Source organism: Pseudomonas sp. S3E12, assembly GCF_001702295.1.
Lineage (GTDB): Bacteria > Pseudomonadota > Gammaproteobacteria > Pseudomonadales > Pseudomonadaceae > Aquipseudomonas > Aquipseudomonas marginalis.
This window is the reverse complement of the sequence record NZ_MBDT01000010.1, coordinates 1-26,264: the sequence shown is the minus strand read 5'-3', so window position 1 is coordinate 26,264 and position 26,264 is coordinate 1. Positions and strand designations below refer to the sequence as shown.

Below are 26,264 nucleotides of genomic sequence, written 5' to 3'. Positions count from 1 at the left end.
CATAGGTTAAGCGTATGGTTATCCACCGTTAATACGAATATACCTATCAACGCCCCTCAGTGAGACTTGAGCCCCACTCACCACAGGGGCTCACCTCATGCCACTTCCCGACCCGCTTCAGCGCCTGGCTGAACTCGACACCAATACGGTCTCCGACGCACTGGATTTCCTGCAACTGCCGGGGGCGGTGGTGGGCATCCGCCCGTTGTGGGACTGCCCCAAGGTGGTGGGCCGGGCCAGCACGGTCAAGCTGGCGCCCAAGACTGACGCCGCGCCCGCCGTGCACCTGATTTCCCCGGTGATCGACGCGATCACCACCGACGACCGTGTGCTGGTGATCGCCGGTGGGCTGGAGGGTATCTCCTGCTGGGGCGACATCATCGCCAATGCCGCCGTGGCCAGGCGCATTCGTGGCTCGGTGATCGACGGTTGCAGTCGCGATATCGACGGCAGTGCGTCCATCGGCTACCCGGTCTATGGCCGTGGGGTCACCATGATCAGCGCGCGCAATCGGGTGGTGCAGGTCGATTCCGGCGTCACTGTCAGCGTGGGCGGTGTGAACGTGTCGGAGGACGACTTCGTGATTGCCGACCGCTGCGGCACGGTGTTCATCCCCACTTCCGTTATCGAGCAGGTGTTGGACCTGGGTGAGCGCATCGCCGCCCGTGAAGCCGGCATGGTGGAGGCCGTGCGCAGCGGCCGTTCGGTGGCCGATGTGATGCACGACAGCCACTTCGAAGCCATCCGCGTGGAGCCTGCCCGATGAACGATCAACACCTTGTCGCCCTGTTTGCCGGGCTCGACACACCGGGTGTGTCGGATGCCATGGATAAACTCGGGATTGCCGGCCAATGCCTGGGCATCGCGCCCCTGGATAACTACCGGGGCACCGTGGTGGGCCCGGCGTTTACCGTGCAATACGTCCCGGCGAGCATGCCGCCGGGCTCGGTCGGTGACTTTATCGAAGACGTGCTGCCGGGGGATGTGGTGGTTATCGCCAACGCCGGGCGCAGCGATTGCACGGTGTGGGGCGACATCATGACCCAGTACGCAGGCAGCCGGGGCATTGCCGCTACGGTGATCGACGGGGTGTGCCGGGATGTCAGCAAAGCCCTCGGCGATGGCTATCCGTTGTTCACCAAGGGCCGCTATATGCGTACCGGCAAGGACCGTGTGGAAGTGCTGGCGGTGAACGAGCCGGTGGCGATCAGCGGCGCGCGCGTGTGTGCAAGGGACATCGTGGTGGCCGACGCCAATGGCGTACTGGTGGTGCCGCGTGCCCGTGCAGAGGAGGTCGCGCGTACGGCCCGGCAGATCGAGGCGGTGGAAGCCCGGATCCGCGCGCAGATCGAGGCCGGCAGGACACTCCAGCAGGCGCGTGAGTCCCTGGGTTATCACACCTTGCAGAGGAAGGACGCATGACCATTGAACGCCTGAATACGCGTCTGGCCCAGGCCCGACCGTCTGCCACGTACCGCATCATCGACCGCGTGGCCGCACGCCGCGCCGAGGGCGCAAGCCTCATCTCGTTGTGTGCCGGGGAGCCGGATTTCGACACCCCGGAACACATCCGCCAGGCAGGTATCGATGCGATCCGTAACGGCCATACGCGTTACACCCAGGTCGCCGGAGTGCGTGCATTGCGTGAAGCGGTGGCGCAGAAGTTCCGTCGCGAAAACGGCTTGGACGTCACCTGGCAGGACACCCTGGTCAGCAACGGCGGCAAGCATGTGATCTACAACGCCCTGGCCGCCACCTTGAATGCAGGCGACGAGGTGATCGTGCCCGCGCCGTATTGGGTCAGCTACCCGGAAATGGTCGAACTGTGCGGCGGTACCGCAAGGATTTTGCCGTGCGCCGCCCAGCAGGGGTTCAAGCTGACCGCGGCGGCGCTGGAGCAGGCGATCACCCCCCGCACGCGCTGGCTGATCCTCAACTCACCGTCCAACCCGACCGGCGCCGTGTACAGCCGGCTGGAGTTGCAGGCCCTGGCGCAGGTGCTGTTGAAACATCCCCATGTGCTGGTGCTGGCGGACGATATCTACGAGCACTTGCTGTTCGGCGGGCAAACCTTCCACACCCTGGCGCACGTCGAGCCGCGCCTGGCGCCACGGGTGCTGACCATGAATGGCGTGTCCAAGGCTTACGCCATGACCGGCTGGCGCATCGGCTTCGCCACCGGCCCGCGCTGGTTGCTGGCCGCCATGGAAAAACTCCAGGGCCAGCAGACGTCGGGGGCCAGTGCGATTTCCCAGCAGGCCGCGATTGCTGCATTGACCGGCCCGCAGGACTTTATCCAGCAGTCACGGGCGGTATTCGAGCAGCGCCGTGACCTGGTAGTGGCCTTGCTGAACGCCAGCCCGGGGCTGGAATGTATGAACCCGGACGGTGCGTTCTATGCCTTTGCGTCCTGCGCCGGTCTGCTGGGCCGCACCACGCGCGCCGGCAAGCGGCTGCACACCGACGAAGACGTGGCCGATGCCTTGCTCGACGAAGCCCATGTGGCCGTAGTGCCCGGCAGTGCGTTCGGGCTGGCGCCGTACCTGCGCATCGCCTACGCGTTGGACGACGCCTCGTTGCGCCAGGCCTGCGAGGCGATCCACCGGTTCTGTGCTGCGACCCGTTAGACGTCGCGCATCAGCAAACCGAAGCGCAGGTCCATTTCGGTCGGCAGGGGCACATACACCGTGTGCCCATCCCCCGGCGCCGCATCGATGGCTTCACCCTTGGCGTTGTGCAGGCTGGCCAGGTCAAAGTGGAAGTTGCCGGCGGGGGTCATCAGTTCCAGGTGATGACCCACGGCAAAGCGGTTCTTCACCTTGACCTCGGCCAACTCGCCGCGGCGCTCGCCGGTCAATTCGCCGACAAACTGCTGGCGCTCGGACACTGAGCTGCCGTTCTGGTAATTCTGGTATTCGTCGTGCACGTGGCGGCGCAGGAAACCTTCGGTGTAGCCGCGTTGGGCCAAGGATTCCAGGTCGGTCATCAAGTTGCGGTTAAACGCTCGGCCGGCCACCGCATCATCGATTGCCTGGCGGTACACCTGGGTCGTGCGGGCGCAGTAGAAATGCGATTTGGTACGGCCTTCGATCTTCAGCGAATGCACGCCCATGTGGGTCAGGCGCTCCACATGCTGTACGGCGCGCAGGTCCTTGGCGTTCATGATGTAGGTGCCGTGTTCATCCTCGAAGGCGGGCATCTGTTCGTCGGGGCGGTTGGCTTCCTGCAGCAGGAACACCTGGTCGGTGGGCGCGCCGATCCCCAGTGTGGGTTCCGGTTGATACACCTGGACAATATCGCCCGTGGCGTTTTCCACCGCCGGGGTGGCCTGGTATTTCCAGCGGCAGGCATTGGTGCAGGTGCCCTGGTTGGCGTCACGTTTATTCATGTAGCCCGAGAGCAGGCAGCGCCCGGAATAGGCCATGCACAAGGCACCGTGGACGAACACTTCCAGCTCCATGGCCGGCACCTGCTGGCGAATCTCTCCGATTTCTTCCAGGGACAGCTCCCGCGACAGGATCACCCGGCAAATCCCTTGCTGCTGCCAGAACTCGACGCTGGCCCAGTTCACCGTATTGGCCTGCACCGACAGATGGATCGGCATCATCGGGAAGTGCCGGCGCACCAGCATGATCAGGCCCGGGTCGGACATGATCAGCGCATCCGGGCCCATGGCGATCACCGGGGCGAGGTCCTTGAGGAAGGTCTTGAGCTTGGCATTGTGTGGCGCGATGTTTACCACCACGTAGAACCGCTTGCCCAGCGCGTGGGCTTCCTGAATGCCGAGCGCCAGGTTGGCGTGGTCGAACTCGTTGTTGCGCACCCGCAGGCTGTAGCGCGGCTGGCCGGCGTAGACCGCATCGGCGCCGTAGGCGAAGGCGTAGCGCATGTTTTTCAGGGTGCCGGCGGGTGCGAGCAGTTCGGGGGCAAGGACGAGAGGCATGGGGATCGGATCGCAAAAGGCCGCGAGCGTAGCCCAACGTGTACCGGGCTTTATTGATCTGGGTCTACGCTTACCGCAACAAAGATGGCACTCCCAGGATTTGCGGTGGACTAAGCAGCTGGACGTACACGCGCGGCCTGCTTTTCTGACATGGATCGGACATGAATCAAACCAACCTGCAATTCAAGACCCTGCTGCTACTGCTGGCCCTGGTGACCGTCGCCTTTATCTGGATATTGCTGCCGTTCTACGGTGCAGTGTTCTGGGCGGTGATCCTCGGCATCATCTTTGCGCCGATGCAGCGTCGCCTGCAGCAGCGCTTCGGCTGGAACCGCAACCTGACGTCCCTGGCCACCTTGATGGTGTGCCTGGTGATCGCGATCCTGCCGGTGATCATTACCAGTGCATTGCTGGTGCAAGAGGGCGCCACGCTCTACAAAAACGTCGAGAGCGGCAAGCTGGATGTGGCCGGCTATATCGAGCAGTTCAAGAACTTCCTGCCGCCGTACTTCCAGCACCTGCTGGACCGCTTCGGCATGGGCAACCTGGAAGGGCTGCGCGAGAAGATCGTCAAGAGTGCGATGCAGGGCAGCCAGTTCTTTGCGACCCAGGCGTTCAGCTTCGGCCAGGGCACGTTTGATTTCCTGGTGAGTTTTTTCATCATGCTGTACCTGCTGTTTTTCCTGCTGCGCGACGGCCCGGAACTGGTGCGCAAGGTCCGCACGGCGGTGCCGCTGGCCGAGCCGCAGAAGCGTCGGTTGCAGCTCAAGTTCAATCGGGTGGTGCGCGCCACGGTCAAGGGCAATGTGCTGGTGGCCGTGACCCAGGGGGCGCTGGGTGGTTTGATCTTCTGGTTCCTGGACATTCCCAGTGCGTTGCTCTGGGCGGTGCTGATGGCGTTTCTATCACTGCTGCCGGCCGTGGGTGCGGGCATTGTGTGGGGGCCGGTGGCCGCCTACTTCCTGTTGAGCGGTTCGATCTGGCAGGGTGTGGTGCTGGGCCTGTTCGGCGTGTTTGTGATCGGCCTGGTGGACAATGTGCTGCGCCCGATCCTGGTGGGCAAGGACACCAAGATGCCGGACTACCTGATCCTGATCTCGACCCTGGGCGGCCTGTCGGTATTCGGCCTCAACGGGTTCGTGATCGGGCCGCTGGTGGCGGCGCTGTTCATGTCCAGCTGGGCGTTGTTTGTCGAGAGCAAGCCGCGGGTCAAGTTGCCGTTGCCTTGAGTCTCAGGCGTGCAGGCGGAAGTTCGAGGCTTGCTGCAGTTGTTTTTCGGCGGCAGACAGGGACGTGAGCGGGCCGCTGATGGCTTCGCCGTCGCGCACCACATACCAGCAGGCCAGCAAACCCAGTTCCCGAAGCGGGGCGGGTACGGCGCTGCCGATGACGGACATGATTTGAACAGTGGGCATAAGGACCTCCAATCGCTATGGAGGTCACCTTACGGGGCACAGGTGCTCAGGAAAAATCATCTGGCTCGATAGTCGACATCAACAAAAGGCTTCAGTCGACCACTTGATCGAGCATGCTCACCACTTCCTGCTCATTAAGCAGGCCTTTGTGCACCAGGTTTTCCGCCAGCAGCGCGAGGAACTTGGCGCTGCGGTGGCCTTCCAGGTGCTTGAGCTCCGTGAGGGCGCTGTAGACCTTGCTGGACGTACACAGGCCAGCGGTGCGGTGCGGATTTTGTGTGGGCATGGTCAGTCGTCCTTGTTGTTATGGAGTGGACAGGATTGATAGTGGGAGTGTGGCGTGACACAAACATGACAGCGTGAGCCCCGTTCGGGCAAGTAGACTTTCGACCTTAAGCATGTGGGATTGCAGCCCGGCCATTGTCCTCAGAGCGACCTTGGCAGGATAAATCCGGACGTTACCCACAAGAAAAGGCCCCGCGGGTGGGCGAGGCCTGTTGCATAGCTGACGGTTGAGACTTACCAGCCGCGGCGGTAATAACCGTGGGGCGGGCCATAGTAGCCACGCGGTGGGCCGTAGTAGACCGGCGCAGGGCGGTAATAGACCTCCTGCTGCACGTACACCGGCGGCGGTGGTGCGTAGTAGACGGGCGGCGGCGCGGCATACACCGGCTGCGGTTGCACGTAGACCGGCTGCTGCACATAGACCTCACGGGGCTGGCTGGCCACCACGGAGCCCACTACGGCGGCGCCGACCAGGGCACCCAAGACGGCTGGGCCACCCCATCCACCACCATGGGCGGAGGCTTGGCCTGCCATAGCGAGTGCACCTACCAGCAAGGCGATCTTGGGGATTGTACGAATCATGGTCATTCCTCGGTTAGCCCCTGCGCTTGTGGTCTGCAATCAATAGACTCAAGTAATGTCGCGGGGATACTTTTAAGACAACGTATTTCTGAAAAACAGCACGGCCGCTAGGTAAAGGTTGTGTAAGGTCTGTACCGATTTGCTTACTCAAAGGAGTTATCCATGCAGATGCACCCCAACAAGGACACCCAACTGTGCATGTCGCTGTCGGCCCGCCCTGGGAATTTTGGCTTGCGTTTTCATAACCACCTGTACGAACAGCTGGGGCTGAATTTCTACTATAAAGCCTTCAGCAGCCAGGATTTGCCCGGCGCGATAGGTGGTATCCGTGCGTTGGGCATCCGGGGTTGCGGGGTGTCCATGCCCTTCAAGGAGGCCGCCATTGCCTTAGTGGACGAACTGGACGATTCGGTTCAAGCCATCGACTCCCTGAATACCATCGTCAATACCAATGGCCATCTCAAGGCCTACAACACCGACTACATCGCCGTCGAACAATTGCTCAAGACACACGCCGTGCCGCAGGATTCGACCTTCGCCCTGCGTGGCAGCGGCGGTATGGCCAAGGCCGTGGCGAGCGCCTTGCGGGATGGCGGTTACGCCCATGGTGTGATCGTGGCACGTAACGAAGCGGCGGGCCGGGCGCTGGCGCAGAACCTGGGGTATGAGTGGCAGGCTGAACTGGGCGATTTGCGCCCGCAGATGCTGATCAACGTCACCCCCATCGGCATGACCGGCGGGGCCGAGGCGGATGCCCTGGCGTTCGACGCGGATGCCGTGGATGCAGCGGACACTGTCTTCGATGTAGTAGCGATCCCCGCCGAAACACCCCTGATCGTGCGCGGGCGGGCCAAAGGCAAGCGGGTGATCACCGGGTTGGAGGTGATTGCGATCCAGGCGTTGGAGCAATTCGTTCTGTACACCGGCGTGCGGCCTACGGATGAACAGTTCCAGGCAGCAGTAGCCTTCGCCCGCAACTGAAGGCCGCTGCTGCTCTAAATGTGGGAGGGGGCTTGCTCCCGATAGCGCTGGGTCAGTCAACACTTTCATTGCCTGATACACCGCTATCGGGAGCAAGCCCCCTCCCACATTTTTACCGAGTCATGCCTGTTCCAGCTGCGCCAATCGCTCTTCCAGAGCTGCAATTCGTGCTTCAAGCTCTTCGATACGATCCAGCGAGACTGCGCCGGCAGAGCGCTCCACCGGGCTTCCCCGCGCCGCGATAATCACCTCGATGTCCGCCGGATCCCCCAGCGCATGGGTATAGCGATCTTCCCGCTGCCCTGCCTGGCGCGGCACCAGCAGCGCCAGCCCGCGGGCAATCAGGCGCTCCAGCTGGTGCACCACCTGCTCGGCATCCTCGAAGTCATGCATGCGCCCGCTGCGGGTCAGCAGTTCGTTGACCGTCTGCGGCCCACGCAAGAACAGCAGCCCGGTCAGGATCACCTGGGCCGGTACCAGTTCCAGCGCCTTATCCACGCGATGCTCCCACCGGTCGGCGCGGCTGCCCATCACCAGGCGCGTGAAGCCTTGGCCTTCCAGCGCACGCAGACTCTGGCCAACCTGGCCCTGGCTCAGGTTCATCACCGGCTCGCGGCTGGTCTTCTGGTTGCAGGCCAGGACCAGGGCGTTGAGGGTCAGGGGATAGGTTTCCGGGTTGGTCGCCTGTTTTTCGATCAGGCAACCCAGGACGCGAATTTCCGTGCTGTTCAGGCGCGGCTCAGGGGTGTCGGTGTCGTGCTCGGCGGTCATCGCGCTTTCCCTATGCAGTGAACGCACTAGCCTAAGCCGGAAAAAATAAAAGACAAGCGCCTGGCGTGTCTATAATCGCCGCTGGTTCCAACCCTGCCATTACCCATGAGACTGCCATGACTATTTCCCTGTACGCCGCCTCCATCCCCGTCTTCAAGCAAATGCTCACCGCCCTGAGCGATGTGCTGAACAAAGCCGAAGCCCACGCCACCGCCAGGAACATCGAACCCAACGCCTTGCTGCAAGCACGCCTGTTCCCGGACATGTTCCAACTGGTGCGCCAGGTGCAGATCGCCGTCGACTTCGCCAAGGGCGTTTCCGCACGCCTGGCTGAGATCGAAGTACCGAAATACGAAGATACCGAAGTCACCTTCGCCGATCTGCAAGCGCTGATCGCCAAGGTGCTGGCGTTTGTCGACACCATCAAGCCCGAGCAAGTCGACGGCAAGGAAGGCATTGAGATCATCACCCGCCCAGGCACACCGAAAGAGAAGCGCTTCAGCGGCCAGTCCTACCTGTTGACCTACGGCCTGCCGCAGTTCTTCTTCCACGTCACCACCGCATACGCCTTGCTGCGTCACAACGGTGTGGAAGTGGGCAAGCGTGACTACATGGGCGCTTTCTAAGCCCAGGCATCGGAAAAACGCCCGGAGCTGTTCTTTGCCGAATGGCCCTGGGCGTTTTTTATTCCATCCCGGTGTGGACAAACACCCCCGCAATTTTCTCCGGCAGCGGGGTAGACGAGATCAGCACAAGCCGTTGGCCTGCGCGAGTCATCGCCATATACAGCTTGCGAGCATTCTGTTCCAGCTCGTCCGCCGTGATGCCAGCCTTCTGCTCGATAATCCTGAGCAATTTTTCCAGCCCAACCAGAAACACTACGTTGGCTTCCAGTCCGGTTGCACTTTCAACCGTCGCGATTCGCAGCGTTTCATCATGACCGGGTACGACGTCTGGATCATTCATGTCCCAGATTCGCTCGGTGCCGAAACTCTTTTTCAGGGTTTTCATTAACAACGCTTTGTCTATGCCCTTGCCATACAGCAGCAACATTGCCGACAACGGTAATTCATAGCTGTTCCGATGCGCTCCAATTTCATTGCAGGCCTGGACAACGGCATCCTGTGGAGAGGGCGACAGAACAAACAGCGGCGGCGTACCTGCTTCCATACCGTCGAAGTCTGGTTGCAGATACTCGTCCGGATCGGTCTGTGTAATGTCGGCCAGCATCTGGCTGGCAGCGCTTAGTATGGCCTGGGTGGTGCGATACGATTTGCGCAGCTTTTTGGTCTTGCCCGCCACATCCAGGCCGACTCGTTTCCAGCTAAGGCGGCTCTTCAGAAAGCCCTGATTCGGATCAGCGCATAAAAACAGCGTCCCCTCGGTTTTTTCCAGGGTGAGTTTGATCAGTTGGAACCACGACGGTGCGAAGAACTGCGCCTCGTCCACCAGAATGTGCTGATAGGCTTCCAGCGTGTCTGGGCGATTGGCCAGGCACAGATCACGGGGCAGAGAGCTCCATAAACGCAGCCCATGCTGATTGAACAGGGCTTTGGTCACCCGTTCGTACAGCGCCCAGACCTGTTGTCGCTCCTCTTTGCGCAGCGCAAAGCCCTGGCCTGCCCGTTCTGCCTTGAGATAATCAGGCTCGTCGATGACGACGTTGTCGTTTATAAAGTTGAACTCATCAAGCAACTGGTTATTGTCCGGTTTCAGTTCCCGGTATTCCGTGTCGCGAAAATGCTGAATAAGGCCTATGGCTTCGGTAGTGAACTTAGGCATCTTCAGTGTTTCTTTAAACAGCGCCCTCCATTGCCTTGAGATCCAGCCCAGCGCCGTCATGATGGTGAGGTTCTTGGGGATTTCTCCATAGACGCGCTGCAGGCGGTGTTTCAGATCTTTCACGACAGGAACGTTGTGAATCAGCATGAGAACCTGCTGGTCAGGGAATTTCCTGGCCAGGATATAGGCGCGACTGGCAGCAATAAGCGTTTTGCCGCTGCCCGCTACACCATTGATCAGCCGCACGGAAAAATCCCCCGCCATTTCCGTTTGCTCATCCGGAAGGTCCAGGTCGAGCTTGCTGGCCCACTCTTGCTGAGGGTCCAGAAAGTAGCGCAGCGTGCGGGCACTGTTGTCGCGCGAAAACTGACGGCGTGTTGAGCGGAGCCCGGCTATTTCGGCCTCGGAAAAGTAACGGCCCATAAGGGTCTGCCGGGTTTCCGATGACAGTGCCTTGAGCAGCTTGGGCAGTTGTTCTGCACCGGACTCAAGGAACGTCTTCTTCGACATCAGCCAGATTCCCCGACCTTCGCAATGCCGTGACCAGAGGATTTTACTTTGCTCGGAGTCGCAGCCCCACATCACCACCATCTTGCGCATGGCCGGGATACCGGCCTGGGTTTCGAATGTTTCCAGTTTCTCCAGCATCTGGCTGAATGCTGTCTGCTCTGCGGTCAAAAACAGCTGGTCCGGGTCCAGCGTATCGTACGGCAACTCGCACACCATCAGCGCCAGCCACTCAAGCTCACCGCGCTGCAGGAAAAAATCCGGTGCCCAGCTGTCTTGAGTCAGGCATTTGCGGACGACGTAGTCATCCTCAAGCTTCTTGAGTACCCGCTTGCACTGTTGCTGGGAGCCGCTGCTGCGCTGCCATTCAGGTATGAAAAGCGTCATAGCGGGACATTTACCTTATGGCATTGGCTGATCAACTGGCGGTATTGCTCAGCCCAGGCCTGTGCGGCTTCGCTGGAACAGATGATCCCGTGCTGCAGCTCCGGCCCGATGATGATCAGCTTGGTCATCGCGCGCGTGATGGAAACGTTCAGGCGCTCAGGCTGAAAGAAAAATGTCCCGATTGCACTGATAAACGCTTCGTCGCCACTGCACAGGGACAGGATCACCAACTCCCGCTCCTGACCCTGCATACGCTCGACGGTATCCGCGACGATTGTACTGGCGGCCTCGCTGCCGAACTGTTTGGCCAGCGCCTTGCGAATGGCTCGACCCTGAGCACGGTAGGGCGTCACGATCCCGATTTCATGGAGTGGCAGCCCCATGTCGTGCGCTTGCCGGCACAACTGGACGACGCATCTGGCGTCTGCCGGGTTGCGGTTCCGCGCTTTTGCGTCCTGCGTCGGGATGAACACCGCGCAGGTTTGCGGGTCAAGCGCTTCGCTGACATCTACCTGATGAATAGGCGACAGGAGACGGTCCCTGTTTCGCCCGGCGGCGCGTAATCGCCCGCCGTAATACATTTGGCTGGGCCACTGGGTCAGCCAGCGATTCATCCGGTAGGTTTCTTCAAGCATTACCGTGTGATCGGCATCCTGAGCCGTCAGGCGGGCGAACACAGACATGGATTCTTTTGACAGAACCGAGCGAGAAAGCAGTACGGGGGGAAGTTGTTTCTGGTCGCCGATGAAAATAAAGCGTTTGCCCTTGCGCATCGCCATCAGGGCGAGAGGTACGGTGATCTGACTGGCCTCGTCGAAGATCACCGTGTCGAAATTGTAATTGGACAACGAGGAACACGTTGCAAAAGGCGTGGCGCCAATCACATAACCTTGACCTGCCTCTGGCATCCCTTCCCATCTGGCCGGTTCGGCTGCCCAATCCACGTGTTTGTCGAGGTCTTCCCGGCGGCCACCGACCTTGACGGTCGGCACATCGCGCGCAGCAATCTTACTCAAGGCGTTGTTGATGGCCATGTGTGTATGCGAAGTGACGAACACCCGTTCGCCGCGCTCGACCAGCAACTGAGCGATCAGGGCCAGGGCTCTGGTCTTGCCGGTACCGGGTGGACCTTGAATGCAGGCGACCTGTTCAGCCCCGAAGGCAAAACCCACGGCCTCGGCTTGTTTCTGGTTGCAGCCCTCTTTGAGCGCGATCTGCTCGGCGTACTCGAGGTCCGCGTCATGGAAGCCGATATTGGGAGCATCGCCGAGCAAAGGAAGAATCGCGTTGTTACCGTGTACGTCGCTCTCAATATCCTGCAAGGTTTGAAGGTATTTCGGCGTCAGGTCCATGCCATCAGGGTCCGCGTAGCAAACACCTTGCTGATAGCTCTCCCAGATGAGCATTGCCTGATCCGAACTGAGAAGCCAGCGATCGTCCTCTTCCTTTTCGAACTTCATGGCCTGGCATAGCAGCGGGCCTTGGGCATCGCCCAGATGCAGACGCAGCAAGTCACCTGCACGAAAGCGCGATTCGTTGTCGTCGAGGTAGGCCCACAGTAATTTGGCTGTATCGCCTCGTTCGAGTCGAACGAAGCCCTGTGTCCAGCCCTGCAGCAACTTGTCCTTCAAGGGACGTTCCCATACCTCTTGAAGTTTTTGCCAGTTGGCGGCCTGTTCGGCGTATACGAAGTCGTACAGTTTTTGAATCAGAGGGTGCTGTCCGAGCATGGCGGTGAACAATCCTTATCGACCGAGGCATCTGTTGGCAGTGTTACATAATGTTTGTCGTGGTTGCGAGCCAACACGTGGCACGGAAAGCCCAATGAGCCATTACCAAAAAGCCCGGCGCCGTTCTTCATTGAAGAACGGCGCCGGGCTTTTTTACGTTGGCGGTTTTAAACCGGCTGCGTTTCCTTGCCCAGGCACGCGGCCGCGGTAAACAGCACATCGGTGGACGAATTGAGTGCGGTCTCCGCCGAATCCTGCAGCACACCGATGATGAAGCCTACGGCCACCACCTGCATGGCGATCTCGCTGGGGATACCGAACAGGCTGCATGCCAGGGGAATCAGCAGCAGCGAGCCGCCGGCCACACCCGACGCGCCGCAGGCACAGATCGCCGCGACCACGCTGAGCAGCACGGCAGTCGGCAGGTCCACGGCAATGCCTAAGGTGTGCACGGCCGCCAGGGTCAACACGGTGATGGTGATCGCAGCACCGGCCATGTTGATCGTAGCGCCCAGTGGAATCGACACCGAGTAGGTGTCTTCATGCAGGCCCAGGCGTTTGCTCAAGGCCAGGTTCACCGGGATATTCGCCGCCGAACTGCGGGTGAAAAACGCGGTGATGCCGCTTTCGCGCAGGCACATCAGCACCAATGGGAACGGGTTGCGGCGCAGTTTCCAGAACACGATGGCCGGGTTGACCACCAGTGCCACGAACAGCATGCAGCCGATCAGCACCACCAGCAGGTGGGCGTAGCCGAGCAGGGCGCCGAAGCCCGAAGTGGCGAGTGTCGAAGCCACCAGGCCGAAGATACCCAGCGGGGCGAAGCGGATCACCACGCGCACGATCAGGGTCACGCCGTTGGACAGGTCGTCGAGCACCGTGCGGGTGGTTTCGCCGGCATGGCGAATGGCAATGCCCATGCCGATGGCCCAGGCCAGGATGCCGATGAAGTTGGCGTTCATCAGTGCGCTGATGGGGTTGTCCACCACGCTCAACAGCAGGCTTTGCAAGACCTCGCCGATGCCGCCGGGAGCGCTCACGGTGGCGTCATGGGTAGCGAGCACCAGCGATGAGGGAAACCACATGCTGGCAATCACCGCCACCACGGCGGCGGCAAAGGTGCCCAGCAGGTACAGGAACAGGATCGGCTTGATATGGGTTTCCTGGCCGTGTTTATGGTTGGCGATCGACGCCATCACCAGTACAAACACCAGGATCGGCGCCACGGCCTTGAGCGCGGCAACAAATACCTTGCCGATAAACCCGGTGGCCTTGGCCGCCTCCGGCAAGAGAAGGGCCAGCAGGATGCCGGCGATCAAGCCGATGACGATTTGCGTGACCAGGCTGATGCGGGCCAGGCGTTGGAAAAGGGAAGGGGCAGCAGTCATATAAAGGTTGTCTCTAGTTTTTTTAAGGGCGCGGCAATGCAGGCAGAAAGGTCTGTAGGAAGCAGGTCGCGAAGTCTAGCATGCCGCTGGACCTGTCCCGGCCGCTGCGGCATTGGGTCACCGGGGCTTCGCAAAAGCCGGACATACTCTGTTAAGATTCTCCCCTCTCACCTTTCCTCTCCGTCAGCGGGCCCTTCGGGCTGTCGTTGATGTCGTCGTTTCTGGAGTTTTCATGCTGTTTCCCATCCTGCTGCTGTCGGCCGCCGGTTTTACCGTGCTGACCACAGAATTCGTTATCGTCGGCCTGTTGCCGTCCATCGCCCGGGACCTCAACGTCAGCGTGTCCCAGGCCGGCCTGCTGGTGACCTTGTTTGCGTTTACCGTGGCGGCCTTTGGTCCGTTTCTGACCGCGTACTGCGCCCGTTTCCCCCGCAAGCGTCTGTTTATCAGCATCCTGCTCCTGTTCGGCGTGGCCAATACCGTGGCCGCATTGGCGCCGAATATCTGGGTGATGGCATTGGCACGCTTGATCCCGGCCCTGGGCCTGCCGGTGTTCTGGGCCCTGGCCAGTGAAACCGCGGTGGATATTGTCGGCCCCGAATACGCCGGGCGCGCCATCGAGAAGATCGGCTTCGGCATCGTCTGCGCCACGGTGTTCGGGATTCCAGTGGGCACGCTGATTTCCGATATGTTCGGCTGGCGCGCCGCGTTTGCGATCCTCGCCGTGGTCGCACTGGCCAAGGCCTTGCTGCTGTTTATCTACCTGCCGGTGACCCAGCCGAAGAACGACCAGGTGTCGTTGCGCTCGCAGTTCAAGATCCTGCGCAACCCGCTGATGCAAGGCCATATCCTGTTGTCGGTCCTGGTGTTCAGCGGCATGTTCACGGCGTATACCTACCTGGCGGATATCCTTGAGCGCCTGGCCGGTTTCGACGGCACGCTGGTGGGCTGGTGCCTGATGGGCTTTGGCGCAGTGGGGCTGATCGGCAACGCCTTGGGCGGGCGTGCGGTGGACCGTCACCCGCTGATCGCTTCCATGGTGTTCTGCGGTTTCATGATCGCCGGCATGGTCGCGCTGGTACCGGCGATCCATTCCACGGTCGGCCTGGCGGCGGCGATGGCGGTGTGGGGCGTGACCCAGGCGGCGCTGTTCCTGGTCAGCCATGTGCGGTTGATGAAGGCCGCACCCCATGCCCCGGCGTTTGCGGCGTCGTTGAATATCGCCGGGGCCAACCTGGGCATTGGCCTGGGGGCCATGGTCGGCGGGCATGTGATCGACACCCTCGGCCTCGGCAGCCTGGGCTTTGCCGCTTCCGGATTTATCCTGGTGTCGATCCTGCTGGCGCTGTGGCTGATGACCGCCAGGCAAGCGGTCGCGTCCAACGCCTGAACGCTCAGGGCAGGGCGGTGAACAATTCTCGCCGTGCACCTTCGGTAATCGCCACGATGCCGGGGTGCTTGACTTTGCGTTCCACCGAGATCGCGTAGAACGACTCGGTGACGGCATCGGTCTGGCCAATCAACGCTACCCCGTACTGGCGCACCACCTCATCGGCGATCACGCTGGGCGCGATAAAGATCCCGCTGCCGGATTGGCCAAAGGCCTGCATCAAGGCGCTGTCATCGAACTCGCCGATGATCCTGGGCAGGATCTGCTGCTCGGCAAACCAGCGCTGCAAACGGCTGCGTACTACGGTTTCCGCGCCGGGGATCAACAGGGGCGCGCCGTGCAGGCACTGTGGGAAGTCACCGGCGTACCTGTCAGCCAATGCCTGGGTGGCGAAAAAACTGATGCCACATTCCCCCAGTTTCTGGCTGTAGCCCTTGATGTCCAGGTGCGAGGGCATGGGGCTGTCGGAGATCACCAGATCCAGGCGCTGGATCGCCAGGTCAGCCAGTAAACGTTCGAGTTTGTCTTCCCGGCAGGTAATGCGCAGCGGCTCGCTCAATTCCATGGTCGGTGCGATCAGCCGGTACACGATGGACTTGGGCACCACATCCGCCACACCGACCCGAAACAGGATCTGTTGCTCATTGGGCTGCGCGCGCAGCATCGCCTCCAGTTCATTGCCGGTCTGGAACATCTGTTCGGCATAGGGCAGGGCTTGGCGCCCGGCTTCGGTGAGTTCAAGCTGGCGGCCTACCCGCTGAAACAGCGCAATCCCGTAGGTTTGCTCCAGCAGGCTGATCTGCCCGCTGATGGTCTGGGGCGTGAGGTTCAGCTGCTCGCAGGCGCGCACGATGCTGCCGGTCTTGGCCACTACCCAGAAGTAATGCAACTGTCGGTAATTGAGCACGATGATCGTCACTTCGTAAAAACCGAAGTATACGCGAGAAAAATACGAATTTTCCTGAACTGTTTGCCTGCATAGAATGCCTCGCTATCGCGGGGCCACTATTTGGACCCAATGGTTCTAACGAGGAAGACATGATGAAACTCAATTCCCTGGGCGCGGCATCGTTGCTTGCGCTTTCATTGGTGATGATCAGCGGTTGCGATCAGGTCGAAAAAAGCGCGCAACAGGTCATGGGCAAAGCCACCGAGTCGGCCAAGCAAGCCATCGATGACACCCAGAAAGCGGCCGAGCAGGCATTGAGTGAAGCGACAAACGGCCTGATCAATCCACAAAAAAAGGATGATCAGGAAGAAAACGAGTCTGAATCGAACACCAAAGAAACCTAATCTCCCCAGCGCAACGTCAGGACTGACCTATGGATTACCTTTTACAACTGGCCGCCAGCCCTACCGCCTGGATTGCCCTGGCTACCTTGATCGTGATGGAAATCGTGCTGGGCATCGATAACCTGATCTTTATCTCGATCCTCACCAACAAATTGCCTGAGAAACATCGGGCCAAGGCGCGGCGCATCGGTATCAGCATGGCGCTGGTGTTGCGCCTGGGCCTGTTGAGCACCATTGCGTTTATCGTGCAATTGACTGCGCCGGTGTTCGAAGTGCTCGGCCAGGCGTTCTCGTGGAAGGACATGATCCTGATCGCCGGTGGCCTGTTCCTGGTCTGGAAGGCCACCACCGAGATCCATCACAGCATGGACCCGGAGCCCGAAGAGAAGACCAGTACCGGCAATGTCGTGGCCATCGGCTTTGCCGCAGCCATCGGGCAGATCCTGTTGCTTGACCTGGTGTTCTCCATCGACAGCATCATTACCGCCGTGGGCATGACCGAGCACTTGCCGATCATGATCATCGCCGTGGTGACCTCGGTGATCGTGATGCTGGTGGCGGCCGAGCCGTTGGCCAAGTTCATCAACGACAACCCGACCGTGGTGATGCTGGCCCTGGGCTTCTTGATCATGATCGGCATGACGCTGATCGCCGAAGGCTTCGGTGCCCATGTGCCTAAAGGCTACGTCTACGCGGCCATGGCCTTCTCGGCCGCCATCGAGTGCCTGAACATCGCTCGGCGCAACCGTCACAAGCGTCTGCTCGCTGCCCGGCAGTAACGCTGCAACCCCAAAGGCCGGCTGTGCTCACAAGAGCCCAGCCGGCCTTTTGCTGTCTGTTAGAATCCGCCCACTTGATAGCTTGAGGTCCACCATGAACGAGCCGATTCGCCTTACCCAGTACAGCCACGGCGCGGGTTGTGGCTGCAAGATTTCGCCCCAGGTGCTGGAAGTGATCCTGGCGGGCAGCGGTGCGCAGAACCTTGACCCCAACCTGTGGGTGGGCAACGCCTCCCGCGACGACGCGGCGGTGTATGCCATCGATGATGAGCGCGGCGTGGTCTCCACCACTGACTTTTTCATGCCGATTGTCGATGATCCCTTCGATTTCGGCCGCATCGCCGCCACCAATGCCATCAGTGACATCTACGCCATGGGCGGCGACCCGTTGATGGCCATCGCCATTCTTGGCTGGCCGGTGAACGTGCTGGCGCCGGAGATCGCCCGTGAAGTGATCCGTGGTGGCCGCTCGGTGTGCGACGAAGCCGGCATTCCGTTGGCGGGCGGGCACTCCATTGACGCGCCCGAGCCGATCTTCGGCCTGGCCGTCACCGGCATCGTGCAAAAGCGCCATATGAAGCGCAACGACACCGCCACCGTGGGCTGCCGTCTGTATCTGACCAAACCGTTGGGCATCGGCATCCTCACCACCGCCGAAAAGAAGGGCAAGTTGCGTGAGGCGGATATCGGCCTGGCCCGTGACTGGATGTGCACCCTCAACAAACCCGGCAGCCGTTTCGGCAAGCTGGCCGGTGTGACGGCAATGACGGATGTCACCGGTTTCGGTCTGTTGGGCCATTTGGTGGAGATGGCGGACGGTAGCGCCGTGACCGCACGCATCGAATACGACAAAGTCCCACGTCTGCCCGGGATCGAGGACTACCTGGACCAGGGTTGCATGCCGGGTGGCACCTTGCGCAACTTCGACAGCTACTCGAGCAAGGTCGGGCGCCTGCAGGAATTGCACAAACGCGTGCTGTGCGACCCGCAGACCAGCGGCGGCCTGCTGATCGCGGTCACCCCTGAAGGCGACGCCGAGTTCCGCGCGACGGCGGCTGAATTGGGCTTGGGCCTTGAGCCGATCGGCCAATTGGTTGAGCGACAGACCCACGCGGTAGAGGTGGTTTGATGGCAACTGACATCACCGATTACCGCGACATTTTCCTCAACGACCGGCCGATGATGGACACCCGCGCGCCGGTCGAGTTCGCCAAGGGCGCGTTCCCCGGCGTGATCAACCTGCCGCTGATGACCGATGACGAGCGTCAACGCGTCGGCACCTGCTACAAGCAGCAGGGCCAGCAAGCCGCGATTGTGCTGGGGCATGAGTTGGTGTCGGGGGCGATCAAGGCTGAGCGTATCGAACAATGGGCACGGTTTGCCCAGGCCAATCCTGATGGTTACTTGTATTGCTTCCGGGGCGGGCTGCGTTCGCAGATCGTGCAGCAATGGTTGAAGACCGAAGCCGGCATCGAGTACCCGCGGGTCGGCGGTGGCTACAAGGCCATGCGGACCTTCCTGCTGGATACCCTTGACCAGGCGGCAGCTCAATGTGATTTCGTGTTGCTGGGTGGCATGACCGGCACCGGCAAGACCGAGGTGCTGGGCCAGTTGCGCAACGCCCTGGACCTGGAAGGCCATGCCAACCACCGCGGTTCCAGCTTCGGCAAACGCGCCACGGCGCAACCCTCCACTATCGACTTCGAAAACCGCCTGGCGGTGGACCTGCTGAAAAAACGCGCAGGCGGTATCGAGCAGTTCGTGGTCGAGGATGAAAGCCGCATGATCGGCAGCTGCGCGCTGCCGTTGCCGTTGCACAAGGGCATGCAGACCTTTCCGATGGTGTGGCTGGAAGACAGCGTCGAAGGCCGTGTCGAGCGCATCCTGCGCGATTACGTGATTGACCTGTGCGCGGAGTTCATCGCGGTATTTGGTGAGCAGGGCCAGGCGCTGTTTGCCGAACGCCTGACCCAGGGCCTGGCCAATATCCACAAGCGCCTGGGCGGCGAGCGTTTCCAGCGGTTACAGGCGATCATGCAGGATGCCCTGGCGGAACAGCTGCGCAGCGGCGCCGTGGACCTGCATCGCGCCTGGATTGAAGGGCTGTTGCGCGAGTATTACGACCCGATGTACGCCTTCCAACGTGAAAGCAAAGGCGCACGCATCGAGTTTGCGGGAGAGCAGGGCGCCGTCACGGCCTATCTGCGCGAGCGCGCCCTCAGAGGATAAGCGCGCCGATCAACCCGCACACCACGCCCACCAGCATGGTCAGCCCGGCCACCGTCACCAGTACCCGCGCATCGAAATCCTTGCGCAGCATCAACAGCGACGGCAGGCTCACGCTGGGCAGGGTCATCAGCAAGGCCATGGCCGGGCCGGTGCCCATGCCCAGGGTCATCATGGTTTGTACGATGGGGATCTCTGCCGCTGTAGGAATCACAAACAGCGTGCCGACAATCGCCAGGGGCACCAGCCACACCAGGCTGTTGGCCATGGCGCCGTCCACGTGGGGGAACAGCCACACCCGTGCGGCACCGAGCACCAGCACCGCCAGGATATAGATCGGTATGGTGCTCCAGAACAGCTGCCACAGGGTACGCAGCCAGCGACTGAAGAAGGGTTGTGCTTCGACCTGGCTGGCCTCGGCCACCGCGTCCAAGGCAACTTCCGGCACCTGGTCCGGCCGTGCAATGCGCTGTGCCACCAGTGACACGCCGACCACCAGCACAATGCCCGCCACCAGCCGCAAGGCGGTAAAGCCCCAGCCCAGCACAAAGCCCATGAACACCAGCGTGGCCGGGTTCAGCACCGGGTTGGCAATCCAGAAGGCCAGTGCCGCGCCCACCGACACCTGCTGGCGGCGCATACCTGCCGCGACGGGCGCCGCGCAGCAACTGCACATCATCCCCGGCAAGGCAAACAGCCCGCCGCGCAAGGTCGAGCCGAGGCCGGCACGACCAAACAGGCGCAGCAACCAGTCGCGGGGGATCAGCACTTGCAGCAATGAGCCGAGGATCACCGCCAGTACGGCAGCCTTCCAGATCGCCAGGAAATACACCTGGGCGTAGGCCAGCGCTGCCGCCAATGGCGAACTTTGTTGATCGTTGAGGATCGAGGCGCCGATGCTGTGGTTGTCAGCGGCAACAAACGCTTTGAAGTAGTAGGGCGACCACTTCACGTAGTAGAGGCCGACACAGGCTACCAGTAGGAACAGGGCAGGTTTCCACCAGAACGACCAGCCCCGGACGGGCTGGGTGGAGGCGAGGTTGGGCATGGGGGAGGGTCCGCAGATGAGTCAATAGCGGTGCATCATACGCCCTCAGCTATCGGCACTCACCTGTGTTGGCTGCGGGCAGGTTTCTTCACCGTCGTTCAGGCCTTGCTTGTAGTTGCGGCTGAGCAGCGAGGCTTTGCCGTTGTGCCAGGTCAGCGTCAGTACATACAGCGTGTCGTAGTCGCTGCCGGACCAGTCGTCGGTAATCGTGTGTTTTTCGCCGGAGGCCTCACTGGCCACCTTGTTGATCAACTCCGGCAGGTAGCCGTGGGACCACGCGGTGTAGATGGTGGCATTGTGGTATTTGTCTTCCACCAGTTCGTCGGCCAGGTCGCTGGTGTCGTTGGCCGAGAACTTGATGTTCACCGGTAGGCCCAGCTTGATGGCGCTGGGGCTGATGGTCATCAACGGGCGAATATAGCTGTAGGAGTTGTCCAGCTCACCTTCCTCGACATTGCGCGTCGGGTTGGCGGCAAACACGAAGTTGGCCTTGCCGAATTTTTCCGGCAGCAGGGTGGCCAGGTTCATTGCTCGGTTCAACCCCTGGCAATTGAGTTGGCCCAGGCCGCCGGCCGGTTTCTCAGCGTGGCGCAGGAACACCAGGGTTTGCACGCCATCCACCGGTTGGGCACGGCTTTCCCGGGCGTCGAGGGCGGCAACCATGGCGCCGCTCACCAGCAAAAGGGGCAACAGGATGTAGGCGTAGTGTTTCAGTCGTTGCACAAGGCGCAGAGGCTTGATCGTCATTATGGGTTCGAGTCTTCGTGCGTCACGTTAAGGCGGACAAGCCTGGCCCCAATGACGCCTGGGGCGTCCTGCGGGTGTTCCGTGTCGGTATAGCGAGGTGCCTCCATTCACCGTTTGAGCGCACTTAAGAGTGCACGCGGGCGTATTGGTTCGCCCACGGGGGATAATAGCCCGCTGATGTTGCGCATTGATGACCCATGCAGGACGTGGGACAGATGATTATCATGAGGGCTTTCCGCCAGGGAGTTTCCCGATGAACCCGATCGCCGCGTTCCCGATCAACAGCAAATGGCCCGCCCGGCATCCGGAGCGCCTGCAACTGTACTCGTTGCCCACGCCCAACGGGGTAAAAGTCTCGATCATGCTCGAAGAGCTGGGCCTGCCTTATGAGGCGCACAAGGTCAGTTTCGAGACCCAGGACCAGTTTTCCTCCGAGTTCCTGTCCCTGAATCCCAACAACAAAATCCCCGCGATCATCGACCCCGACGGCCCGGCGGGCCAGCCGTTGGCGCTGTTCGAGTCAGGCGCAATCCTGATCTACCTGGCGGAAAAAACCAGCCAGTTGCTTTCCGAAGATCCGGCGACACGTTATGAAACGATTCAATGGCTGATGTTCCAGATGGGGGGCATCGGTCCGATGTTTGGCCAACTGGGTTTCTTCAATAAGTTCGCCGGCAAGGACTACGAAGACAAGCGCCCCCGCGACCGTTACGCCGCCGAATCCCGTCGCCTGCTGGAGGTGCTGGAAAAACGCCTGCTCGGCCGCACCTGGATCATGGGCGACGACTACAGCGTCGCCGACATCGCCACCTTCCCCTGGATTCGCAACCTGATCGGTTTCTATGAGTCGGGCGATCTGGTCGGCATTGCCGACTTCCCTAACGTACTGCGCGCGCTGGACGGCTTTGTCGCCCGGCCGGCGGTCATCCGTGGCCTGAATATTCCGAGCTGACACATGCCGACTTTCGATTTCAAACAACTGGATGTATTCAGCAGCGTGTCGCTCAAGGGCAATCCGCTGGCGGTCGTGCTGGGCGCCGACAGCCTCAGCGACCAACAGATGGCTGACTTCGCCAAATGGACAAACCTCAGTGAAACCACGTTTTTGCTGACACCGCGCGATGCTCGGGCGGACTACCGGGTGAGGATCTTCACGACCTTGCAGGAGCTGCCATTCGCCGGGCACCCGACCCTGGGCAGTTGCCATGTGTGGCTCAAGGCGGGTGGGGTGCCCCAAGGCGAAGAGATTATCCAGGAGTGTGAAATCGGCCTGGTGCGTATTCGTCGTCAAGGCGATGAACTGGCGTTTATTGCACCGCCGTTGATGCGCGCCGGCGCTGTGGACTCCGCGTTGCTGGAGCGTGTTCGCCTGGGATTGGGCCTGGCGCCGGGGGCCATTGTGCGCAGCCAGTGGGTTGACAATGGCGCGGGGTGGCTCGCGGTGATGCTGGCTGACCGTGATCAGGTCCTGGCCTTGCAGCCGGACTATTCGCAGCTGCTGGGGCTGGCCGTCGGCGTGATTGCTCCTTGCAACCCGGCTGACGACGTGGACGCGCAGTTTGAGGTGCGTGCCTTTGTCGCAGGCGACGGGGCCCAGGAAGACCCGGCCACCGGCAGCCTGAATGCCGGCGTCGCGCAATGGCTGCTCAGCGAAGGACTCGCACCTGAGTGCTACGTGGTCAGCCAGGGCACGGCCATGGGGCGTGCGGGGCGTATTCGCGTCGAGCGCCAGGGTGATGAAATCTGGGTCGGCGGCGCCGTTGCGGTGTGCATCGAAGGGCGTCTACAGCTCTAGATCAATACATTATTACGGCCCCCGCAATACACTGTTGGCCCCTGGGCATTTGTGCTGCCGGGGCCTTGGGGCATAAGCTTTCGCCCCAAAGATTTCCCGCCACTTTTTCAGGACAGCCATGACCAGCCAGTTCCCCCAAGCCCGTCCACGCCGCCTGCGCCGCTCCCCGGAGCTGCGTGGCTTGTTCCAGGAAACCGAGTTCACCCTCAACGACCTGGTGCTGCCGATTTTCGTCGAAGAAGAAATCGACGACTTCGTGCCGATCACCAGCATGCCCGGCGTGCAACGCATCCCGGAAAAGAAGCTGGCTGCCGAGATCGAGCGCTATGCCCGTGCCGGTATCAAGTCGGTGATGACTTTCGGCGTGTCCCATCATCTGGACGCCAACGGCAGCGACACCTGGAAGGAACGCGGCCTGGTCTCGCGGATGTCCTCGATCATCAAGGACGCGGTGCCGGACATGGTCGTAATGTCCGACACGTGCTTCTGCGAATACACCGACCACGGCCATTGCGGCGTGATGCACGGTGCCCATGTCGACAACGATGCGACCCTGGTCAACCTCGGCAAGCAAGCCGTTGCCGCTGCCCGCGCCGGGGCCGACGTGATCGCCCCCTCGGCCGCCATGGACGGCCAGGTCCAGGCCATCCGCCGTGCGCTGGATGAAGCCGGTTTCACTCACATCCCGATCATGGCCTACTCCACCAAATTCGCCTCGGCCCTCTACGGCCCCTTCCGCGAAGCCGGCGGCAGCGCGCTCAAGGGCGATCGCAAAAGCTACCAGATGAACCCGATGAACCGCCGCGAAGCCGTGCGCGAATCGCTGCTGGACGAACAGGAAGGCGCGGACGCACTGATGGTCAAGCCGGCCGGTGCCTACCTCGACATCATCCGCGACATCCGCGAAGCCTCGCGCCTGCCTGTGGCGGCGTACCAGGTCAGCGGCGAATACGCGATGATCAAGTTCGGCGCGCAGGCGGGGGCGATTGATGAGGATCGGGTCGTGCGTGAGACGTTGGGGTCGATCAAGCGTGCGGGGGCGGATTTGATCTTTACTTACTTTGCTATGGACTTGGCGTTGGCTGGGATCTAAGGGCAACGTAACCCCCTGGTGAGCGAACACTGGTGGTGAGCGAGCTTGCTCGCGTTGGGCTGCGTAGCAGCCCCATGCCCACGATCTACCTTAAATACTTCATCTGCCTGACTAGCTGCATTCTGTGAAGTTTGAATTGTGTGATTGGATGAAGGTGGGGTAATCGCTTGTCTGAATTTTATATGTTTTTCCTGGCTTTTGAATAGAAGGCTGCGGGGGATTTAAATTTTAGGTTGATGTTTCGTTTCAGTAGTCCGTACAGGTGATTGGGTTTTCGTCTGTATCTAGTATTACTGTTGATTTTCTTTATGTTACATATTCAAAAATGTGTATTTTTTATAGCTCTCTCCGATTGATTTCCGCTGGTTGAGCATTTTTTTGTATATATAATTTACGGCTGTAGAGTAAGTGAGCTTATGCTCAAACATTTGTTGGGTGAAGAAGAATGTCAGTTGCTATCACTTCAACAAAGCTGGGCTTGCCGGTGATTGGCTTGTCAATTTCAATCAAAATTACTGAATCGCCGATTTTTAGTATTGAGCAACTTTGGTCTGCATCTTGGATAAGCTCGCCGATAATTTTATGAGCCCCATTCGCAGAAGCGATCTGTGGTGTTTTTACAGATGAGGACATGATGTTTTGTCCCCATGAAAATATTTCATCAAGTTCTAACTCTACATCCAGAGTTTCACCAGTTTTTAACTTGGTCCCGCTCCATAAGGCTGTGGCATTTCCAAAAGGTGAGTTGAATTTTACTCTCACAGTGCCTTTGTCAGAAAAGATATCAGTTATTTGTATCTTCATTTCACTTCTTCGTCAGGGGAACGCGTACAACTGTATTGTCAACGTTCATGGTGTTGGTTTTTATCTCGAACGTCCATGTCTCCTCATGATAGTGATGCTTGCTTGGCTTGCTATTCATTTCATGAGCCCCGTAACGAATACTTCTTTTTGCGTCGCTGGAAACAATTCTGTCGCGGTCGGGCTTCCCAGTTCGTGGGTTGGTGTTTGTGTGAGGGCCAGGTCCTAGAAATTCATCCCATTTCTGAATGGTTTCTTCCGGCTTTACAGGTTTATTGGCAAAGGTCTCCTTATGGTAGCCCAGTGTAGGTAGAGAGTTGGAGCTTGTGGGACTGAGTGGGCTGCCTTCATTAACCTGTGCTTTTCCCGCTGGATCTTCAACACTGGGGTTCGGCTTGCATTTATCCCCGCCTGGACAGGTACTCAGACCTAACGGATCCACCCACCCCATAGGGTTAGGCACGTACTGATACGCGTTGATCCCACCCGCCAACTTCACCGGATCCGGCGTCAGGTAACACCCAATATCTGGATTGTAGTAGCGATGGCGGTTGTAGTGCAGTCCGCTTTCCTGATCGAAGTACTGGCCCTGGAAACGTAGCGGGTTGTCGATTGTGCCTTTGTCGAGACGGCTGATCTGGCCGTAGGCGCGGTAGTGGGCGGACCAGACGATTTCGCCCTCTGGGTCTGTCAGTTCCTGCGGCGTGCCGAGGTGGTCGAGTTGGTAGTTATACGGCTTCGTTTCTTCTGGGCCGAAACCTTCCAGCAGTGCCAGCGGACGGAAACTGTCGGGTTCATAGAGATAGCTGCGGAGGCGATCTGCATGGTGCTCGGCAATCAGCCTGTCGCCTTGCCAGAAAAACTCCGTCGTTAGGCCGTCCACGGTTTTGCTGATGCGTCGCCCAAACGGGTCATAACGATAGCTGGCGGTTTGGCCGTTGGGTTGGGTGAGGCCTATCAGCCGGTGCTGGCAGTCGTAGCGGTATTCGGTAATCAACGTGTGCCCACGACCCCGCCGTTCGCGGATCAGGTTGCCGAAGGCATCGTAGTCATAGTGGCGGTCGCCCTGGATCATCAGGCGGTTGCCGGCGACGATATCGGGGCCGGGGCGGTCTTGCATCAGCAGGGTGCCGGCCGGGGTGTGGCCGAAGCGTTCCTGCAGGTCTTGGGAGTGGTCGGCGCGGGTCAGGCGGTGTAGCTGGTCGTAGTGGTAGTGGTGTTCGCCTTTGCGGGTGTCGAGCAGGCGGGTGAGGTTGCCGGTTTTGTCGTAGTCGTATTGACGTTGGTAGAGATGGTCTTGTTGCTGGGTGATCGCGTGGGC

The 26,264-nt window shown here is 60.4% G+C and carries 27 protein-coding genes; 14 read left to right on the top strand and 13 right to left on the bottom strand.

Translation table 11 applies throughout. From position 1 onward, the window contains the following. Positions 1-97 precede the first annotated feature (97 nt). From BB029_RS12365 to BB029_RS12355, 3 genes are read left to right on the top strand one after another with little or no spacing between them, the layout of a single operon-like run. Complete coding sequence (locus BB029_RS12365) at positions 98-766, top strand: RraA family protein (protein ID WP_065939369.1); 669 nt, start codon at positions 98-100, stop codon at positions 764-766. Beyond that, complete coding sequence (locus BB029_RS12360) at positions 763-1,422, top strand: RraA family protein (RefSeq protein ID WP_065939368.1); 660 nt, start codon at positions 763-765, stop codon at positions 1,420-1,422. The genes BB029_RS12365 and BB029_RS12360 overlap by 4 nt, the downstream gene beginning before the upstream one ends. Then, positions 1,419-2,627, top strand: a complete 1,209-nt coding sequence (locus BB029_RS12355; protein WP_065939367.1) for a pyridoxal phosphate-dependent aminotransferase — start codon at positions 1,419-1,421, stop codon at positions 2,625-2,627. Before BB029_RS12360 ends, BB029_RS12355 begins: the two co-directional genes overlap by 4 nt. Here BB029_RS12355 and yegQ read toward each other — a convergent pair. After that, positions 2,624-3,943 carry a tRNA 5-hydroxyuridine modification protein YegQ gene (gene yegQ, locus BB029_RS12350; protein ID WP_065939366.1) on the bottom strand — a complete coding sequence of 440 codons (1,320 nt, stop codon included), beginning with the start codon at positions 3,941-3,943 and terminating at the stop codon, positions 2,624-2,626. The genes BB029_RS12355 and yegQ overlap by 4 nt on opposite strands. A gap of 161 nt (positions 3,944-4,104) precedes the next feature. Between yegQ and BB029_RS12345 the strand changes: the two genes are divergently transcribed. Continuing rightward, positions 4,105-5,172 carry an AI-2E family transporter gene (locus BB029_RS12345; protein WP_027603150.1) on the top strand — a complete coding sequence of 356 codons (1,068 nt, stop codon included), beginning with the start codon at positions 4,105-4,107 and terminating at the stop codon, positions 5,170-5,172. Between the two features lie 3 nt (positions 5,173-5,175). On the opposite strand, the gene BB029_RS12340 is transcribed toward BB029_RS12345, so the two are convergent. From BB029_RS12340 to BB029_RS12330, 3 genes are all read right to left on the bottom strand, one after another. Beyond that, positions 5,176-5,358 (bottom strand): hypothetical protein, encoded by a 183-nt coding sequence (locus BB029_RS12340; protein WP_065939365.1) that lies wholly within the window; start codon positions 5,356-5,358, stop codon positions 5,176-5,178. Between the two features lie 91 nt (positions 5,359-5,449). Then, a complete protein-coding gene (locus tag BB029_RS12335) occupies positions 5,450-5,644 on the bottom strand; it encodes a hypothetical protein (RefSeq protein ID WP_027603152.1) in 195 nt (64 codons plus the stop codon). Positions 5,645-5,877: 233 nt separating this feature from the next. Then, positions 5,878-6,231 carry a hypothetical protein gene (locus BB029_RS12330; protein WP_027603153.1) on the bottom strand — a complete coding sequence of 118 codons (354 nt, stop codon included), beginning with the start codon at positions 6,229-6,231 and terminating at the stop codon, positions 5,878-5,880. Positions 6,232-6,387: 156 nt separating this feature from the next. Between BB029_RS12330 and BB029_RS12325 the strand changes: the two genes are divergently transcribed. Beyond that, positions 6,388-7,206 (top strand): shikimate 5-dehydrogenase, encoded by an 819-nt coding sequence (locus tag BB029_RS12325; protein ID WP_065939364.1) that lies wholly within the window; start codon positions 6,388-6,390, stop codon positions 7,204-7,206. 120 nt (positions 7,207-7,326) lie between these two features. Here BB029_RS12325 and BB029_RS12320 read toward each other — a convergent pair whose 3' ends face one another. Next, positions 7,327-7,977, bottom strand: coding sequence for a YceH family protein (locus BB029_RS12320; protein ID WP_065926946.1), 651 nt, complete (start codon positions 7,975-7,977; stop codon positions 7,327-7,329). A 116-nt stretch (positions 7,978-8,093) separates the two neighbouring features. Here BB029_RS12320 and BB029_RS12315 point away from each other — a divergent pair, with 116 nt between their 5' ends. Then, on the top strand, positions 8,094-8,603 hold the full coding sequence (locus BB029_RS12315) for a DUF1993 family protein (RefSeq protein ID WP_065939363.1): 510 nt from the start codon (positions 8,094-8,096) through the stop codon (positions 8,601-8,603). 58 nt (positions 8,604-8,661) lie between these two features. Here BB029_RS12315 and BB029_RS12310 read toward each other — a convergent pair whose 3' ends face one another. The 3 genes from BB029_RS12310 to sstT form a co-directional block, all read right to left on the bottom strand. Further along, the gene (locus tag BB029_RS12310; protein ID WP_065939362.1) at positions 8,662-10,653 is read right to left on the bottom strand and encodes a 3'-5' exonuclease; all 1,992 of its coding nucleotides are present in this window, start codon (positions 10,651-10,653) and stop codon (positions 8,662-8,664) included. Beyond that, a complete protein-coding gene (locus BB029_RS12305; protein WP_065939361.1) occupies positions 10,650-12,383 on the bottom strand; it encodes a DEAD/DEAH box helicase in 1,734 nt (577 codons plus the stop codon). The genes BB029_RS12310 and BB029_RS12305 overlap by 4 nt, the downstream gene beginning before the upstream one ends. A gap of 167 nt (positions 12,384-12,550) precedes the next feature. Further along, a complete protein-coding gene (sstT, locus tag BB029_RS12300; RefSeq protein WP_065939360.1) occupies positions 12,551-13,771 on the bottom strand; it encodes a serine/threonine transporter SstT in 1,221 nt (406 codons plus the stop codon). Positions 13,772-14,003: 232 nt separating this feature from the next. On the opposite strand from sstT, the gene BB029_RS12295 reads away from it, so the two are divergent. Beyond that, positions 14,004-15,161, top strand: coding sequence for an MFS transporter (locus tag BB029_RS12295; RefSeq protein WP_065939359.1), 1,158 nt, complete (start codon positions 14,004-14,006; stop codon positions 15,159-15,161). Positions 15,162-15,165: 4 nt separating this feature from the next. On the opposite strand, the gene nhaR is transcribed toward BB029_RS12295, so the two are convergent. Beyond that, positions 15,166-16,068 carry a transcriptional activator NhaR gene (nhaR, locus tag BB029_RS12290; protein ID WP_065939403.1) on the bottom strand — a complete coding sequence of 301 codons (903 nt, stop codon included), beginning with the start codon at positions 16,066-16,068 and terminating at the stop codon, positions 15,166-15,168. Positions 16,069-16,202: 134 nt separating this feature from the next. On the opposite strand from nhaR, the gene BB029_RS12285 reads away from it, so the two are divergent. From BB029_RS12285 to mnmH, 4 genes are all read left to right on the top strand, one after another. Further along, positions 16,203-16,454 carry a hypothetical protein gene (locus BB029_RS12285; protein WP_027603160.1) on the top strand — a complete coding sequence of 84 codons (252 nt, stop codon included), beginning with the start codon at positions 16,203-16,205 and terminating at the stop codon, positions 16,452-16,454. A gap of 29 nt (positions 16,455-16,483) precedes the next feature. Then, the gene (locus tag BB029_RS12280) at positions 16,484-17,233 is read left to right on the top strand and encodes a TerC family protein (protein WP_065939358.1); all 750 of its coding nucleotides are present in this window, start codon (positions 16,484-16,486) and stop codon (positions 17,231-17,233) included. Positions 17,234-17,327: 94 nt separating this feature from the next. Beyond that, entirely contained in the window at positions 17,328-18,362 is a 1,035-nt protein-coding gene (gene selD / locus BB029_RS12275; protein WP_065939357.1) for a selenide, water dikinase SelD, read from the top strand. Beyond that, positions 18,362-19,462, top strand: coding sequence for a tRNA 2-selenouridine(34) synthase MnmH (gene mnmH, locus BB029_RS12270; RefSeq protein WP_065939356.1), 1,101 nt, complete (start codon positions 18,362-18,364; stop codon positions 19,460-19,462). Before selD ends, mnmH begins: the two co-directional genes overlap by 1 nt. Here the strand turns inward: mnmH and BB029_RS12265 are convergent. Both BB029_RS12265 and BB029_RS12260 read right to left on the bottom strand, forming a co-directional pair. Next, positions 19,452-20,507 (bottom strand): permease, encoded by a 1,056-nt coding sequence (locus BB029_RS12265; RefSeq protein ID WP_065939355.1) that lies wholly within the window; start codon positions 20,505-20,507, stop codon positions 19,452-19,454. The two genes, mnmH and BB029_RS12265, sit on opposite strands and share 11 nt — an antisense overlap. Before the next feature lie 45 nt (positions 20,508-20,552). Next, the gene (locus tag BB029_RS12260; protein WP_065939354.1) at positions 20,553-21,254 is read right to left on the bottom strand and encodes a histidine phosphatase family protein; all 702 of its coding nucleotides are present in this window, start codon (positions 21,252-21,254) and stop codon (positions 20,553-20,555) included. Positions 21,255-21,507: 253 nt separating this feature from the next. Here BB029_RS12260 and BB029_RS12255 point away from each other — a divergent pair, with 253 nt between their 5' ends. From BB029_RS12255 to hemB, 3 genes are all read left to right on the top strand, one after another. Beyond that, positions 21,508-22,206, top strand: a complete 699-nt coding sequence (locus tag BB029_RS12255) for a glutathione S-transferase N-terminal domain-containing protein (RefSeq protein ID WP_065939353.1) — start codon at positions 21,508-21,510, stop codon at positions 22,204-22,206. Between the two features lie 3 nt (positions 22,207-22,209). Continuing rightward, the gene (locus BB029_RS12250) at positions 22,210-23,049 is read left to right on the top strand and encodes a PhzF family phenazine biosynthesis protein (protein ID WP_065939352.1); all 840 of its coding nucleotides are present in this window, start codon (positions 22,210-22,212) and stop codon (positions 23,047-23,049) included. A 118-nt stretch (positions 23,050-23,167) separates the two neighbouring features. After that, positions 23,168-24,142: a porphobilinogen synthase gene (hemB, locus tag BB029_RS12245; RefSeq protein WP_065939351.1), complete on the top strand. Its 975-nt coding sequence runs from the start codon at positions 23,168-23,170 to the stop codon at positions 24,140-24,142. Between the two features lie 420 nt (positions 24,143-24,562). Here the strand turns inward: hemB and BB029_RS12240 are convergent, their stop codons facing one another. Next, the gene (locus tag BB029_RS12240; RefSeq protein WP_065939350.1) at positions 24,563-24,946 is read right to left on the bottom strand and encodes a hypothetical protein; all 384 of its coding nucleotides are present in this window, start codon (positions 24,944-24,946) and stop codon (positions 24,563-24,565) included. A 1-nt stretch (position 24,947) separates the two neighbouring features. Further along, positions 24,948-26,264: RHS repeat domain-containing protein (locus BB029_RS12235; RefSeq protein WP_141696525.1), on the bottom strand; the 1,317-nt coding region annotated here is incomplete at its 5' end.